Here is a 16,878-nt window from a genome sequence, read left to right on the forward strand (position 1 = left end):
CTATTACCAACTCTAGATGTAGTACATAAGCTTACAATATAAACTGGCATATAATTTATATGCAGATCTCTAGATTTATCTTCATAGTTTTTATAAATCCCCAATAATGTTGGCATAACATAACGAGCTAAAAAATCATTAGCACTATCTACTTTTGGTTCTATATAAAAAAACAATGAATCTACATTACCTTTTTCATTTTCAAAATATCCTGTAAATTTTGAACTATTTCCTGCACTTTCTATTCTATTTTTAATTGTATCTGGATCTTCAATACGTACATTATTAATAGATAATTTTTTATTTTTAATATTCAGTTCATCGATAATTCGGTCAAGTACGTCATTAATTGTAGTAACTTCTATAGACCTCCACTTGCTTTGACTAGGTTCTTCAGAAATGGATTTATTCACTTTATCAATCATGACTTGTGGAATTATCAACGTTCTCCTCATATATCATTGGCCTCCCTATTAATAATTTATAACTAAAATTTCATTTTTTGCATATCGCCAACCACTAACACCTGCATCAATTACTTTAAAATTATTCTGCTTAATCCAATTTAACAATAATGTATTTACTCGTTCCTTATGCTTTAATACATTCGATAAAATAAATTTATATCCTTTATTATCTAACATTTTTAAAGTTGAAAGAAGCTCTATTTCTTGATTAATCCCCCATCCTTTCATTCCTCTTTTTCCATCATTATATGCTGCACTCGTTATATAGTATGGTGGATCAAAGTAAAATAAAACATTATCTCCAAACTCATCCCAACATAAATTTACGTAATCCATATTAAGTAACTCAATATTTGGTGCTTTTGTTTTAAAATTTATTATTCTATCTCTTATGTCTTCACTATAACCAGCAACACCTACCGGTGTATTAAATTTATGTTCTTTATTGAATCTAATCATATTTTGAAATGAATACATATGTAAAAGATACAAATCCAACGGATTTTTATTTGTGTTATAAAAAGCTCTTAATTTCTCATATGCTTCTTTATTGCCCTTTTCCAAATTATATTCTCGTAATCTTAATTCTATACGATTGATTAATTTATTTTTATCTGAATTTAAAAGCATTTTTACCAATTCAAATAAATATGGATTCATTTCATTGTATACAACTTTATTAAGTGCGAAAATATTAGCTCCAACATTAAACGCTCCTCCAAATACATCAATAAAAGTATCAATATTAGCTGGTAAAATTTTTGTTAACATTGGGACTAGTCTATCTTTACTTCCAGAATAGTTAATAGGTGATTTTTGAATAGATAAATCTTTTTCAAAATAAATAATCACCTCATTTAAACTTTTACCATTTCTTTTTTTACTAGCTCTATGATTTTGATATTCTTGATAATCAAAATAATTTATTTCAACTCTTCCATCTACTGCAAAATGACTAGCCAATTCACAAAGTTCTTCAATTGGAACAAGACCTTGATTACTATAACTAACTAATACATGTTTAAATTGAATCTGTCTAAATAAATCTTCAAATATTTTCTTTGCATTTGAACGTTGAGAATATAAAGAATTCTTGTTTTCGCGATCTCTTTTCCCACCAACGCCTTTAATAACTGGATTGTCATATTTCGCCAAAGTTTCTAACATATGATAAGCAGAAATATATTGAGTAACCGTATACGGAGGATCAATATATGCAATATCGCCGGAAATGCTTCTTATTAACTTATTTGTATCCGTATTATAGATTTCATTTTTTTTTATTTATCTTGCTAAACTTCATTTCAAGAGGTTCGATTTTAAAGCTTTTCTCGGCTCTAGATTCCCAAAATTTAAAAAAAGCCTCATAAGTGCCTGAAGTATTAGATACCTTTGTAATACTTTCTATCAGTGATGCTATCAAAAAATAGTATTCAGTAAGAGAGAGTATATCCTTATTATATAAGTCTTCAATTACTTGCCTTATACCATCAATTTTTATTGAATTCTCTTTTGTAAAAAACATTCGCCCCCCAATAGGCGAATAATTATTATAAAAGAAATATGTCTCATTTGGATCAAATGATAATGAATTAAGCCACGAAAAAATATCAGCACCAGATTTATACACTTTAAACTTATTAAATTTAGGAACAGAATCATTTTGTAATTTTGCACAATTTATAATATATGCCGAAAATAACGTATCATTTGAAATTATCTTAAATCTATCTTTAAAATAATCTCCGACACAACCAGTACCTGCAAACAAATCTGCAAATGTTTCACCCTTAATATTATGTTTTTTAATTACTTTTTCAATAGTTGAAAGTAATTTAACTTTACTTCCTAAAAATCTCATTTATATCTACTAATTCATTACTAGAAAATAATGAATTCTCCTTTTCTATATATGTGAACAAATATGATTTTAATAGAACTCTATGGTTTAACCTTATTTATTCTGTTTATTGAATATCCTAACTAATTATATTTCTTTTCTAGTATAGCATAAAAGACTACCATGAAACATCATATACCTCTGCCAAATAAAACTTTTTTGTTCTATAGTAACTAATGACTCTTCAATCATTAAAGCTTTAAACCTTTATTCAAAATAATCAAAATAATTATTTTTATAAGCATACTATAGATAACCAGTGTAATTGATTTATATAAAGTCTTATTAATGTCCCCCAGCCAATGTCACCCCAATAATCTCTTTTACCTTATAAGCCTCTTTCAATACAGCTGCTGCCGACTCCAAGGTAGCCCCTGTTGTAAAAATATCATCCACTAATAAAATAGATTTACCTTCTAACCATCCCGACTTAACGAGAGGTGCCATCGGCTTAAACGCATTGACCATATTTGCCTTTCGTTCTACACGCCCCAAGGCAAACATAGCCTGTGTAGAGTCAATCTTCTCCAAGCAGTCAAGCCAATGCCAACCAAGCCAAGTTGCCCAATCTTTAAATAAAAGATCAACCTGATTATACCCTCTTATGACGCGCTTTTTGGCGCTGACCGGAATAGGCACCACATAGTCAGGCTTAAACGAAAGCTTGTGAACCGGGTCAACCATAAACGAATACAAAAAAGGAGCGGCCCATTTGGCCCGCTCCTTTTTTCCGTGGAATTTAATATCTCCCAGTATGCTTTTAAGTCCTTTGTCATAATGACCGATTACATAGACTTCGCGAAGTGCGAGACCATCCAAATCGGTAACATGACGCACATCGTACAGTTCGTTAAAACAAGCTTCGCACCATTCCCCGCGGTGCCATACTTCCGTACCGCAACCGGGACAGGTGGGCGGAAATACAAATTCACTCCAATGCATTAATATTCACTTCCCCTTAAGTGCATTGTTAATAATATATTCCAAGCGATTTGTGCAGAAAAATTTAAACTATATTATATCAGTCCCTGCAAACGTTCTTTAAATAAAGTATACCTTGTGGTACCGCTTTGTGTCGTTACGGCTCGCTGTACCGCCGATTTTGTGCCCACCAAAATTACTTTATTGCGAGCTCGTGTCACGGCCGTATACAGAAGATTACGTTGCAACATTTGATGATAGGTCGGAATAAAAGGAATAATGACCGTGCCATACTCACTACCTTGGCTCTTATGAACCGTAATGGCATAAGCAAGCACGAAAGAACTCATATCCTCCATCGGTACATGCACTTCCTTATCCATAAAGCGAATGCACACTTCTGTTTTTGAAATAGAAAAAATGACACCGATTTCGCCATTAAATACTTCCAATTCGTAATTATTCAAGACCTGAATAACTTTGTCCCCGACACGATAGGTCTGACCGTTAATTTTAACGGCACTGCGCGTAGCCACCTGCGGATTAACCGCTGCCTGAACTGTTTTAGAAATAGCTACACTACCGGCTACCCCGCGGCGCATTGGTGAGATGATTTGCACATCCAGCTCATCATCACACTCAGCTAATGCTTCACGATACAAAGCTACCACGCGATGCATCATGTCGGTCACACTGTGTACTTCAACAAATTTAAATTCACCTTCTGAAGTCAGTTCCGGCATATCTCCTTTATTGATTTCATGGGCATTCGTTACGATACGGTTTCCCTCTTTTTGGCGGAAAATCGTGTTCAAACGAACGGACGGTATAATTTGACTATCCAATAAGTCGCGCAGAATAAAACCGGCTCCGATTGGCGGTAACTGATCCACGTCACCAACGATGACCACATAGGCATTTTCAGGAATAGCCGCTAACAGCGAATAATATAACTGAACGTTTAGCATAGACGCTTCATCCACAATAATGACATCAGCTTCTAATAAATCATCTTCGTTTTTAGTAAACTCATAAGAATCACTGCCCTGTATAGGCATCAACATATGATGAATCGTGGTGGCTTCATAACCAGTTGCTTCGGTAAGACGCTTGGCTGCGCGCCCCGTCGGCGCACATAAGAGAATACGATTCTGCGGTGTCTGTTGAAACGCTTCCACCAAAGCTTGAATAATCGTTGTTTTACCGGTCCCGGGACCACCGGTAATAAGGGAAATTTTATTTTGTAAAGCAAGGGCTATGGCCTCTTTTTGAGCATCCCCCAGCTGCAATCCTTTTTTTACTTCAAAGCCGGCAATGAAAGATTCTAAATCAAGGGTAATCACATCGGAATCGGCCATGAGATTTTGCGTCAAATAAGCCGCTTCTGATTCGGCATTATAAATATTCGGCGAATAAATATAAAGCAAACCATCATAATCAGTGGCTACAATCTGACCAATGTCCAAAAGTTCTTCCAAGCGTGCTGCTACTTCATCGGCAAAACCGCCGAGCATATCAAAGACCATACCGATTAACTCATCGGCGGGCATACAGCTGTGACCGTTATCGCCGATATTCTTTAAGGTGTATAGAATAGCCGCCTCAATACGCCGCTCATCATTCGGTTCGATTCCTAAAGAGTTGCGCAAAGTATCACACATAGAAAATGGGATTGAGCCATCTACTTCCATTAAGCGGAACGGATTATCTCGCAATACATCGATGGCCGCACCACCGTAAGTCGTATATAAAGTGCGGCTCCAACGCGAACTAAGGCCTGCTTTTTCCAGAAACCGATTGATTTCCTGAAGCAAACCTTCGCCGCGTAATGCATTATACAATTCTTCTTTTACACTTTTACGTAAACCGGGAACTTCCAATAAAGCTTCCGGATCTTCGGCGCGTAAGATATCAAGAAGGTCTTCCTCAAAATAGGCAATAATTTTATCCACCGACTTCTCGCCCAACCCTTTAACACCTAAATTGATCAGGTATTGCTTAGCGCCGTATAAAGTATCCGGTTTGAGTCGTTCTAACGTAGCCGCTTCAAACTGACGACCATATTTCTTATGTGTAATGTAACGACCGGAAAGTTCCAAATCATCCCCTTCTTTAGGGGCCTCTAAATTAGCTGTGCAAACAGTTCGTTCTTCATTATAGTCTTCCAATAGAAACACACAGTAGGTATTGGTTTCATTCTGATAAATGAGCCGTTGCACAATACCTCGGAGCGTTTCCATTAGCGAACCACTTTAGGCAACGCTTCTACGATTTGCTCCACTGCGTCTGCAATAGTGCTGGCATTTTGCACTTTTACATGGCTGACTTTTTCATATAATGGATAGCGCTCTTCGTAAAGGCGGAAAATATATTCAATACTTTCCTTCAATAATGGGCGAATTTCCATATCCAAATCATCGAGAATCTGGGTTACATCGCGATGAATAAATACTACAAAACCGGATTCACGCATGAGTTTTACCGTATCTTCAGATAATACAGTGCCACCGCCGGTCGCAATAACAGCCGGCATTTTATGATTTACAATATCCGTAATAGCTTCAAATTCATCTTTACGGAACGCTTCTTCGCCATCATAAATAATAATATTCTGAATGGATTTACCGGTTTTCTCTTGAATCACCGCATCTAAATCGTAGAATTCCATCCCCTGATGCTGAGCCAAAGCCTTACCAACCGTAGTTTTACCGGCACCGGGCATACCAATCAAAAAGATATGCTGCTGCATGTGTTGTTTCTGACAAGTCTTGCTAATATCTAAAATGGAATTTACAAAGTTATTTACATAGCCTTTCAAATCACCGGCCTGTACATAGCTAAGAGATTTAGCCAATACTTCCTGCTCCCGTTCCGGTTCGTAAATTCCAATATTTTCCTGTTCTTTAATTTTGGCAATTTCCAAAATCACTTTCAAACGTTGTTCAAATGTCGTAATGAGAACTTTATCTAATTCATCAATTTTCTGACGTGCTTCTTGTAAATTCATAATAACCTCGTTTCTCATATAGCTGTGTCCAATAAGTATTGCCTATAGCTTCCAATAAGTATTGGGTTATATTTGGAGAAGAACATTTGTATCTTCTCATGCTCTTATATTTTACCATATTCCCCTGCATTCTTATAGCCTCTACCATGAATTTCCCATTGCGGCAAAAATAAACGATTCAAATTTTAATCAACTTGGAAATTTCTTCCCACTTGATAATCACAAACTATTTTTTAAAAGAATACTTGATAGCAAAATGACCTGAATATCATCACTGCTTTTTACAGCCACCGAAGATACTCAGGTCATCATTTACATATTCAGCTATTATATACAATACGACTTTATATACAATATAACTTTATATGCAATACATCGTTATTTTAAGTTTTCTTTTAACACATCTGCAATGCGTTGGATTCCGTCACGAATAGTGGCTTCGTCGTTGCAAGAATAATTGAGTCGGAAGAAATTGGTATTACCTTCCGATGTAAAAAATGCTTCGCCCGGTACGAAGGCAACTTTACGTTCGATACATTGTTTTAAAATGTCACGAGATTTAAGCTGTTCCGGTAAGGTACACCAGATGAAAAGCCCTCCTTCAGGATAGGTATGGGTAACTTCCTTAGGGAAGAACTCATCAATAGCTTTAAGCATAGCATCACGGCGACTCTTGTACAATTTAATGATAGATTGTACATGCGCATCAAAATCGAAGTTTTGAAGCCAAGTTTCGCAAACACGCTGTGAAAACGGTGCTGTGGATAAGTCCATATTCTGTTTTAACAAATCCAGTTTCTCAATAAACAATGGATTGGCCGCAATCCAACCTAGGCGGAAGCCCGGCGCAAAGGTTTTAGAGAAGGTCCCTAAAGAGCAAACCAGATTCTTCGTATCAAAGGTAGTTAAAGACGGTAAGTATTCCCCTTCATAACGAAGTTCACCGTACGGATTATCTTCAATAACCGGTACTTCAAATTCATCCACTACCTGCATAAATTCGGCGCGACGTTCACGTGTCCAAGTAATACCGGTTGGGTTTTGGAAGTCCGTAACGATATAGATTAAGCGTACATCATGCGTTTCCAAAGCTTTGCGAAGTTCGGAAATAATCATCCCTTTACCGTCACCGGGAATTTCAACAAAATTAACCTGAGTCAAATTAAAAGCCGTAATGGCACCCAAATAAGACGGTTTTTCTACAAGAACCGTATCCCCTTTATTACAGAATAAACGGCACAACATATCAAGGCCCTGCTGGGAGCCGCAAGTGATTAAAATATTGTCTTTCGTATACTGTGTTTTTACAATGCGATTCATGCGCTTCGCAATGCTTTCACGAAGCGGTTCATACCCCAATGATGGTCCATATTGCAATGCTTTACCGGCATCACCGTTCAGAACGAGCTCCGTAGCTTTCTTAATTTCTTCGGCCGGGAATGATTCCTCGGCCGGTAAACCGCCGGCGAAGGAAATCATATCGGGCTGCGCAATGAGTTTTAAAATATCTCCTGTATCTGAGTGTTTGATTGCATTAACCGGGTCTGAAAAACGTATAGCCATAATATAACCTCCTTAAAATATTGTGCTTTTTATCTTACTCTTATCATCGCAAAATGTCAACCAAAAGAATACAAGAGTTTATCCTATGCGGATATTTTGTGATAAATTGTATTAAAAATTTTAATAAATTAGCTATTTTAAGAAAAACTTACCTAAATTTTAATAAGTATATACAAAAAAACACCATCAAAGTTCTAAGCTTCAATGGTGTTCTTAAGAAATTTTATTTTATTTTTGTTTGAAAAAATCTTTGGCCGCTTGTTCATCAATTTTCATCTGCTTTATCAATTCATCAAGTGAATCAAAACGTTTCTCCGGACGTAATAACTTCCAAAATTCAACGGTCGCTTCATAACCATAGACCATTTTATCAAAATTAAACAGATGGACTTCAAAACGATGGTATTGGTTTTCAAAGGTAGGATTATCACCCAAATTGCCGACCCCTTCGTACCACTTACCGTCAATAAATACGCGATTTACATAAACGCCGTCAGGTGGCAAAGTCAATTCCTTTGGATATAAAAAGTTTAACGTCGGAAAGCCGAGAATACGACCACGACGGTCTCCTTCAATGACAGTACCTTTGAACATGAAAGGACGACCTAATAAAGTATTAACCAATTCAAAATGGCCCACTTTGACAGCTTCACGAATTAATGTACTGGATACATGCTCCTGCACTTCATTACATTTAGCCAAAGTTAAAGCATATACTTGAATCCCTTTAGGCTCAACTAAGGCTTTAATCACATCCGGAGTGCCTAAGCCGCCGGCCCCAAAGGTAAAATTCTGCCCTACTACAAAGGCTTTAACCTCATTATGAACAGTTAAGGCCGCCACAAAATCATCCGCCGTCATAGCCAGTAATTCCTTGCTCATAGGCAGGCGTAACACATAATCAACGCCTAAGTCGATTAATAGCTTCGCTTTTAATTCTTTTTGCAATAAAGCGCTGGGACAACGTTCCGGTCTCAGGATATGCAAAGGATGTTGATCAAACGTAACCACAACGGTATAGGCCGCCTGTTCCTTTGCCTCCGCTACCGCCCTTTGTATAACCGTCTGATGACCTTTGTGAAGTCCGTCAAAAGTCCCCAAGGCATACACAATATTAGATTGTAATTGTTGTAACTCTGCAAAGGATGTTAAGATCTTCATACATTAATCCTATTAAAAAATATTTTTAACTACTTTTAAGCCTGTGTCCGTACCGCTTACGATACCGAAAAAGTCGGCATCATTATAAGCACGATATAACCGATCAATTTCACCATGAAAACCGTCTATTTTAGTATACGGCCATTGCTTACCTTGTTTCAAGGCTATAAAGCCATTTTCTGAAACATTTACGGGTTGTAAATGCATTAATGCCGAATCGGTCGCACCTACAAGGGCTTCACCTTTTTCAGCCACCTCTTCCGCCGTAACCGCCTTATCGATGGTATATTCACCGACCGCAGTGCGAGCCAATTGTGTCATGGTAGCCGGAATACCGACTTTACCTGCTATATCCCGCAATAAAGCCCTTATATAGGTCCCGGCGGAACAAGTAACACGAATCGTAAAATACGGATAGGCATAGGCCAAAAGAGTACATTCTGTAATTTCAATCGCTCGCGCCGGCAAGGTAAACTCCACACCTTCACGAGCCAATTCATAGGCTCGTCGCCCATTAACCTTAATGGCTGAATATATGGATGGCGTTTGGTCCTGCTTACCGGTAAACGAAACTGCTATAGCCCCCAGCTCTTCCCATGTAGGAATAGTGGTAGGCGTTATTTCCGCTCGTAACGGATTGCCCGTAATATCTTCCGTATCCGTACCAAAACCGAAGCGACCTTCCGCCACATAGGTTTTAGTCATGGATTCCGTAAACTCAATGATACGTGTTGCCTTACCTACAAAGATAGGCAAAACACCATATGCCAAGGGATCCAAGGTGCCGCTGTGGCCGATGCGACGCTCTTTTAATAAACGCCGGCAAATCCCCACAGCATCATGACTTGTGATGCCGGGCGGTTTTAAGAAAGGAAATACACCGTCCATTAGCCAATCACCGTTAAGAGTTGCTCGATGGCACCGTCAATATTGGCCTGAATCGTACAACCGGCTGCCTTTACATGACCGCCGCCACCAAAATGGGTGGCAATTTTATTGACATCGGTTACTTTTGCTCGTAAGCTCACACGAGTTACATTAGGATCCACTGCTTTTAACAAAATAGCAATATCGACCGTATCCACATTGCGAATTAAATCGACATAACCGTCCGTATCATCGCCTACTTTAGCCATTAAAGCTTCGTCGAGCGCCAATACGGCAACTTTACCGTCTTTATAAAAACGAATAGTCTGTAAAGCCTCTTTCATCACTTCAATACGAGCAACCGTAGTCACTTCCACATGTTCGGAAATAACATTCGGCTTGGCACCGTTCTTAACACAAAGGGCCGCCATATTTAACGTGTTTTCAGTTGTATTGCTGAAGCGGAAGAAACCGCAGTCCGTAGCAATGGCCATATATAATGCATTGGCCATCGTTTCCGTAATCGGCCAGTTCCAGCTTTCACACAAATCAGTTAAAATCTCACCTGTTGCCGCAAATTCGGGCAACAAATATAAACCGGCCGCAAAATGACTGTTGGAAATATGATGATCGATATTATAAATCGGGGCTTTGCACAATTCGCCGACCCGACCGATGCGTTCGAACGTGCTGGCATCCAATACGAGCAACATGTCCGTTGTCCAATCGGTCATAGTATCGATGGAATGAATTTTATCCACATGAGCCAAAAAGTTGTACTTTTCAGGAATGATGTCATCCACAACCATAGTGACGGTCTTACCTTGTGCCGTCAAAGCTTCATAAAAAGCTAAGAGGGATCCCAAGGCATCGCCGTCCGGATGAACATGAACGGTCAAAATAATATTTTGGGCTTTATCTAAAGCAGTTTTTAAAGCCTTCTTATTTATCATCGCCATGTTTGGCCTCATCCTTTTTGATGTCATTGAGTAAAGACTCAATGTGCATACTGTAATCTAATGAAGTATCGGCGTCGAAGAAAATTTCCGGCGTATAGCGCAAATGCAATACTTTGCCCAGTTCGCTGCGAATATGGCCGGCTGCATGACGCAAAGCCTGCAAGGACGCTTTTTTCTCTTCGTCTTTACCGAACAGACTCACATAAATGGTAGCCTGACGCAAATCGCCCGTCACTTCTACTTCGGTAACGGTAACGAAGCCGATGCGCGGATCTTTAAGACCACGCATCAACATGCCGCTTACCTCTTGTTTAATAAATTCCTGTAACTTACGTACGCGAACGTCACTCATAGACGCCTCCTAAATCTGTGGCTTAATTTCTTCCATCGTAAAGGCTTCAATGATATCGCCTTCTTTAATATCACGATAACGTTCGATGGAAATACCACATTCAAAACTACTCTTCACTTCTTTTACTTCATCTTTAAAGCGACGTAAAGAGTCTACATGGCCTTCGTGAACAACTACACCGTCACGAATCAAGCGAATTTCGGATTTATTCGTAATCACACCTTCAGTTACATAGGAACCGGCAACAATTGCTTTCGGTGTGGAAATAACCTGGCGCACTTCCGCACGGCCCAAGATAACTTCCTTGAATTCAGGTGTTAACATACCGCGCATAGCGCTTTCCACGTCGTTGATGGCGTCGTAAATAACGCGATACGTACGAAGGTCAACGCTTTCTTTTTCAGCCGCTTTACGAACCACTGCATCAGGACGAACGTTAAAACCGATAATAATCGCATTCGATGCGGATGCGAGCATAACGTCGGATTCGTTGATGGCCCCTACCGCCGCATGGACGATAACGATACGAACTTCCGGATTCTTAATTGCTTCCAAAGATTGACGCAATGCTTCTACGGAGCCTTGAACGTCTGCTTTAATAATAATATTTAAGTCTTTTAATTCACCCTGTTGAATCTGATTAAAGATATCGTCCAAGGTAACTTTATGGCTCGTACCCATTTCAGCTAAACGCTGTTTTTCCACACGTTTTTCGGCAATTACACGAGCTTCGTTATCATCAACGGCATTCATGATTTCACCGGCCTGCGGAACATCGGATAAACCGAGCACTTCCACCGGCATGGATGGACGAGCTACTTTTACTTTTTCACCACGTTCATTCGTCATGGCACGAACTTTACCGTATGCTACGCCGGCAATGATGTTGTCGCCAACGCGAAGACTACCTTTTTGTACCAATACAGTACATACAGGACCGCGGCCTTTATCGAGTTTAGCTTCGATAACAACGCCCTGCGCATTACGGTTAGGGTTAGCTTTTAATTCCATAACTTCCGCTACGAGCAAGATATTTTCAAGCAAGTCATCAATACCTTGACGCTGTTTAGCGGATACAGGAACCATGATTACATCGCCGCCCCATTCTTCAGGCAACAAACCGTGTTCAGCCAACTGCTGTTTAACATGATCAGGGTTGGCACCCGGTTTATCCATCTTGTTGATGGCTACGATAATAGGCACATTAGCGGATTTCGCATGGTTAATCGCTTCGATGGTCTGCGGCATAACACCGTCATCGGCAGCAACTACCAATACGGCAATATCCGTAGACTGCGCACCGCGCAAACGCATAGCGGTAAACGCTTCATGACCCGGCGTATCCAAGAAGGTAATCTTATTGCCCTTATAACGAACCATATACGCACCGATATGCTGCGTAATGCCGCCTGCTTCAGATGCGGTCACGTTAGTTTGACGAATTACGTCCAATAAGGAAGTTTTACCATGGTCAACATGACCCATGATAGTAACAACCGGTGGACGTGGTTGTAAGCTTTCCGGTGAATCTTCCACTTCTACGATTTCCGTCGGATCTTCTTCCGGAGCGGCTTCGGAAACGGTAACACCGAATTCTTCCGCTACGATGGACGCCGTATCAAAGTCGATTTCCTGGTTGATGGTCGCCATAACGCCTAACAACATTAATTTTTTGATGATTTCACTCACTTCACGGCCCATAGCTTCCGCTAATTCTTTAACCGTTAAGGTCTGGCCGATTTCAATGTGAGTAGCAATCATAGCTTCCGCTTTACGTTTTTCTTCTTCCTTGTGCTGACGATTCTGTTCATTACGCTGTTTTACGCGATTTTTGCTCTTCGCCAAAGAAGTGGACAATAAGGACTGTGGACGGTTGCCGCCACGGTTTTTCTTGTCCTTTTTATTGCGACGGTCATTGTTATTATCGCGACCACCGTCACGATTGTTGCGACCTTCTTTATTGCTGTTGCGATTGTCGCGATTGTTTTTACGATCATTATGATCGTTGCGATTGCGGTCTTGATGTTCGTTGCGATTGCCGCCCTCGTTTTTCTTATCGCCGTGACGATTATTGCGGTCATTACGGTCTTGACCTTTGTTGTCTTGACGGCGATTATCCTGGTTGCGGTTATCCTGACGCTGTTCTTGACGATTACCGTGTTTTTGGTTCTGCTGATTGCGAGAATCCTGACGGCCCTCATTATTACGATTGCCATCATTATTACGGTTACCGTTATTTCCTTTATTCGTGTTAGGCTTCTGACCTTGTTCGGCACGACGGGCTTCTTGTTTATGAGCCGGTTTCTGACCGTCAGATTGCTTTGCCTCACCTTTAGGGGCTTCGGATTTATGAGCGTCTGCTTTTTTAGGTTCCGCTTTTTTATGACTTTCTTTAGCTGCCGGTTTAGCACTTATTTCAGCAGCCTTTACAGGCGCTTCTTTTGGTGCCTGAGCACTGCGGTTTTTAAAATGTTTGGTAACAAGTTCAATACCTACATCATCCAAACCGCTGGCCGGAGTTTTTGACTCATAACCGTTACGGCTTAAAAAGTCTATAATCTGTTTATTTTCTACATTTAGTTCTTTACTTAAATCACGTATTCTTTTTTTTGACATCTGCATGCCCCCTCAAATCAATTATCTATTTCTTTGAGCATTGCCTTCGCAAATCCCACATCATTTACAAGTACAATAGCTCTTTGTTCTTTGCCGATGGCATGACCCAGTTCCGCTTTTGTCAAAACATTTCTAAGCGGAACATCATATTGCTGAGCTAACCATATATATTTCTCCGCATTATTCTTAGCACAATCAGTTGCCAGCAAGGCTAAGGGAACATTCCCCCGTTTAATTGCTTTCTCCGCTACAAAATCGCCGGATAACAATTTACCTGCTCGCTGTGCCATGCCTAATAAATTCTTAAATTTCGTTTCGTTCATTTGCTTATTCAGCCTCGTTAAGCCCTAATTCAGCTTTTAGGTTTTCATAAATATCAGCTGATACGGCTCGTTTTAAGGACCGTTCCAAGCGCTTCGCTTTATAAGCAGTCTCAAAGCATTCCGCTTTCGGTTCGATATAAGCACCGCGACCGGCCGCTTTGCCGGTTCTATCTATAGCAATCGTACCTTCCGGTGAGGCTACGATGCGCAGCATCTCTTTCTTATTACGCAACTCGCCACAACCTACACAGATACGCATAGGAGGTGTTTTTTTCTTCATTACGCTTCACCGTCACCTTCAAGCAATTCATCAGCAGCCGTTTCCGGTTCTACTTCATCTGCTTGTGTTTCGCTCTTAATATCGATTTTCCAGTTTGTCAATTTAGCAGCCAAACGTGCATTCTGACCTGCTTTACCGATAGCCAAAGACAATTGGTAATCCGGTACAATAACGCGAGATGTTTTTTCTTCTTCGTTTACATCTACGGAAATTACTTTAGCAGGGCTCAAAGAGTTGGCAATATAAACAGCCGGATCTTCATCCCATTTTACGATATCAATTTTTTCATCGTTTAATTCATCCACGATGTTCTGAACGCGCTGCCCTTTAGGACCTACGCAAGCGCCAACCGCATCAATCGTTTCATCACGAGATACTACGGCAATTTTAGAGCGCATGCCCGGTTCGCGAGCAACGGATTTCAATTCGATAACACCTTCATAAATTTCAGGCACTTCTAATTCGAAAAGGCGTTTTAACAGGCCCGGATGAGTACGGCTGATCATAATCTGAGGACCTTTGGTGGTCTTTTTAACTTCTACGATGTAGCATTTAATGCGATCGCCTGCTTTGTATGTTTCCGTCGGAATCTGTTCAGCCGGTGGTAAAATGGCTTCTGTTTTGCCAAGGTCAACGAATACATTACGACCTTCTACACGCTGTACAAGACCGGTGATGATATCACCTTCACGGCTGAAATATTCTTCGTACACAATGCTGCGTTCCGCTTCTTTAAGACGTTGAATCAACATTTGCTTAGCCGTATGAGCAGCGCTACGTCCGAAGTTCTTAGGTGTTACATCAACTTCTACAATGTCGCCCACTTCAAAACGCATATCCCGTTGTTGAGCTTCGGCGAGAGAAATTTCTTTCTCTGCGTCCTCAACTTCAGCAACTACGGTTTTCTTGGCAAAAACCTTATATTCACCGCTCTCACGGTTTAATTCTACATAGGCGTCCTGATTGGAACCCGGCTCCTTACGGTAAGCCTGCAGCAATGATGCCTCCAAGGACTCAAACACCACTTCCGGCGATACACCCTTCTGCTTTGTTAACACCATAACTGCCTGTACTAATTCTTGACTCACTTATTATTCCTCCAATATTTTCTGTTTTAGTTTTTTATCTTTAAAATTCAAAATGCAAACGAATCTGTGCAATAGCACTTCGTTCTAACACGATTGGGTTTTCCCCGACTTGAATCGTAATCGTCTCATCGGTAAACTCGCCCAGCGCTCCGGTAAATTGCTTCTTCCCATCTACCGGCTTAAACAACTGTACATCAACGTCGGCGCCTTGATAACGAACAAAGTCTTTGTCTTTTTTCAAAACACGATCCAGTCCCGGTGAAGATACTTCCAATAAATAATTTTCTTTAATCGGATCTTTAGCATCCAACACTTCGCTCAGCTTCTCGCTGACAATCTGACAATCATCAAGATCGACTCCGCCCGGCTTATCTAAATATACACGCAAATACCAATCCCGTTCGCGCACATATTCCACATCCACCAGTTCCATCTCTGTGCCCTCAATAATCCCTTCTACTATTGAGGATACAAATTCTTCCACGGCTTCTCTTTTCATGGTCATCGCCTCCTTCATTTTGATGTAACACCTGTAATATTACTCACATCGTATTTGCCAAGCACTTGCCTGTTTGTACGCCTGCATAGTGTTTTACTATAAAGTAAAGAGTGAGCCAAGGCCCACTCTTTTAAAAAAGCTTATTTCGAATCACGTATATTATATCATGAACACTGCCAAAACACAAATACTATAAACGATTTTGCAAGTCCGTAAGCACTCTTACAAGCTCACTTTCGAGTTTTGCTTCCAATTCCGGTAATGTCTTTGCGTCGAGGTCATGGTTAATCTCCGGATAATTATGTCGCCGAAGCTCTGCAAAAAACTCATCACGCAGTACATTGTAGAAAAGCAACAGCCCCGACGTATCATCCATTATGCGATATTCCCCGATAATGTACGAGCCGTTAATCATGCACACCCCATTACTTGGGGCAATATCCCGCACAAAAGGACCTACCTGTTGAGGTAAAAACTCTTCATAGGCCCAGTCAGCAAGGCCTTTGTGTTTATATGCATACGTAAACATTTTTTGAGGCTCGATTAATCGCTCGGTGAGACCTTGCTCAGCACGCTCTTTCAGCACTCCCTCAAACTCCTCCCAAGAGCCGCGAATAAAGTTAATATCCGTAAAAGAGAAAAGCGGCATCACTACATGAACTGTATAATCGTCAACTTCCTTATCATACAAGGCTTCCCAACGCCACCCCAGTTCATTTTCATAATGAAAAAAGCGATAGTACAAGTCTTCTGCCGTCGTATCGATTACCAGTTTAAAATCGCCCAAAGTATTCGGCAACCATGAAAAATCATAGGTGCGTTCCTTACATTCTGCAATTACATCTGCCATCTGAAATAATCCTTCCTCTTGATTT

Annotated in this window: 17 protein-coding genes; all 17 read right to left on the bottom strand. The window is 40.2% G+C overall.

Going from position 1 to position 16,878, the window contains the following annotated elements; translation table 11 throughout:
* Positions 1 to 425: hypothetical protein (locus EO124_RS06920; RefSeq protein ID WP_164726579.1), on the bottom strand; the 425-nt coding region annotated here is incomplete at its 3' end.
* A gap of 48 nt (positions 426 to 473) precedes the next feature.
* Positions 474 to 1,751, bottom strand: a complete 1,278-nt coding sequence (locus EO124_RS10380; RefSeq protein ID WP_338142098.1) for a Dam family site-specific DNA-(adenine-N6)-methyltransferase — start codon at positions 1,749 to 1,751, stop codon at positions 474 to 476.
* On the bottom strand, positions 1,738 to 2,328 hold the full coding sequence (locus EO124_RS10270; RefSeq protein ID WP_206512551.1) for a DNA adenine methylase: 591 nt from the start codon (positions 2,326 to 2,328) through the stop codon (positions 1,738 to 1,740). The genes EO124_RS10380 and EO124_RS10270 overlap by 14 nt, the downstream gene beginning before the upstream one ends.
* A gap of 324 nt (positions 2,329 to 2,652) precedes the next feature.
* Positions 2,653 to 3,309, bottom strand: coding sequence for a ComF family protein (locus EO124_RS06930; protein WP_127058909.1), 657 nt, complete (start codon positions 3,307 to 3,309; stop codon positions 2,653 to 2,655).
* 74 nt (positions 3,310 to 3,383) lie between these two features.
* The gene (recD2, locus tag EO124_RS06935; protein ID WP_127058910.1) at positions 3,384 to 5,528 is read right to left on the bottom strand and encodes an SF1B family DNA helicase RecD2; all 2,145 of its coding nucleotides are present in this window, start codon (positions 5,526 to 5,528) and stop codon (positions 3,384 to 3,386) included.
* Positions 5,528 to 6,295, bottom strand: a complete 768-nt coding sequence (locus EO124_RS06940; protein WP_127058911.1) for a shikimate kinase — start codon at positions 6,293 to 6,295, stop codon at positions 5,528 to 5,530. The genes recD2 and EO124_RS06940 overlap by 1 nt, the downstream gene beginning before the upstream one ends.
* Before the next feature lie 378 nt (positions 6,296 to 6,673).
* On the bottom strand, positions 6,674 to 7,858 hold the full coding sequence (locus tag EO124_RS06945) for an aminotransferase-like domain-containing protein (protein ID WP_127058912.1): 1,185 nt from the start codon (positions 7,856 to 7,858) through the stop codon (positions 6,674 to 6,676).
* Positions 7,859 to 8,086: 228 nt separating this feature from the next.
* The gene (gene ribF, locus EO124_RS06950; RefSeq protein ID WP_021841401.1) at positions 8,087 to 9,019 is read right to left on the bottom strand and encodes a riboflavin biosynthesis protein RibF; all 933 of its coding nucleotides are present in this window, start codon (positions 9,017 to 9,019) and stop codon (positions 8,087 to 8,089) included.
* 12 nt (positions 9,020 to 9,031) lie between these two features.
* Complete coding sequence (gene truB / locus EO124_RS06955) at positions 9,032 to 9,907, bottom strand: tRNA pseudouridine(55) synthase TruB (RefSeq protein ID WP_127058913.1); 876 nt, start codon at positions 9,905 to 9,907, stop codon at positions 9,032 to 9,034.
* Complete coding sequence (locus EO124_RS06960) at positions 9,907 to 10,845, bottom strand: DHH family phosphoesterase (RefSeq protein ID WP_127058914.1); 939 nt, start codon at positions 10,843 to 10,845, stop codon at positions 9,907 to 9,909. Before EO124_RS06960 ends, truB begins: the two co-directional genes overlap by 1 nt.
* Entirely contained in the window at positions 10,829 to 11,197 is a 369-nt protein-coding gene (rbfA, locus tag EO124_RS06965; RefSeq protein ID WP_006556878.1) for a 30S ribosome-binding factor RbfA, read from the bottom strand. The genes EO124_RS06960 and rbfA overlap by 17 nt, the downstream gene beginning before the upstream one ends.
* Positions 11,198 to 11,206: 9 nt before the next feature.
* Positions 11,207 to 13,813 carry a translation initiation factor IF-2 gene (infB, locus tag EO124_RS06970; RefSeq protein ID WP_127058915.1) on the bottom strand — a complete coding sequence of 869 codons (2,607 nt, stop codon included), beginning with the start codon at positions 13,811 to 13,813 and terminating at the stop codon, positions 11,207 to 11,209.
* A gap of 17 nt (positions 13,814 to 13,830) precedes the next feature.
* On the bottom strand, positions 13,831 to 14,136 hold the full coding sequence (locus EO124_RS06975; RefSeq protein ID WP_021841405.1) for a L7Ae/L30e/S12e/Gadd45 family ribosomal protein: 306 nt from the start codon (positions 14,134 to 14,136) through the stop codon (positions 13,831 to 13,833).
* Positions 14,137 to 14,140: 4 nt separating this feature from the next.
* Positions 14,141 to 14,416 (bottom strand): RNase P modulator RnpM, encoded by a 276-nt coding sequence (rnpM, locus tag EO124_RS06980; protein ID WP_021841406.1) that lies wholly within the window; start codon positions 14,414 to 14,416, stop codon positions 14,141 to 14,143.
* Positions 14,416 to 15,504 (bottom strand): transcription termination factor NusA, encoded by a 1,089-nt coding sequence (gene nusA, locus EO124_RS06985; protein ID WP_127058916.1) that lies wholly within the window; start codon positions 15,502 to 15,504, stop codon positions 14,416 to 14,418. Before nusA ends, rnpM begins: the two co-directional genes overlap by 1 nt.
* Positions 15,505 to 15,544: 40 nt before the next feature.
* The gene (gene rimP, locus EO124_RS06990) at positions 15,545 to 16,003 is read right to left on the bottom strand and encodes a ribosome maturation factor RimP (protein WP_021841408.1); all 459 of its coding nucleotides are present in this window, start codon (positions 16,001 to 16,003) and stop codon (positions 15,545 to 15,547) included.
* A 190-nt stretch (positions 16,004 to 16,193) separates the two neighbouring features.
* Positions 16,194 to 16,853, bottom strand: coding sequence for a hypothetical protein (locus EO124_RS06995; protein WP_127058917.1), 660 nt, complete (start codon positions 16,851 to 16,853; stop codon positions 16,194 to 16,196).
* Between the last annotated feature and the right edge of the window lie 25 nt (positions 16,854 to 16,878).

Source organism: Veillonella ratti (assembly GCF_003992115.1).
Lineage (GTDB): Bacteria > Bacillota > Negativicutes > Veillonellales > Veillonellaceae > Veillonella_A > Veillonella_A ratti.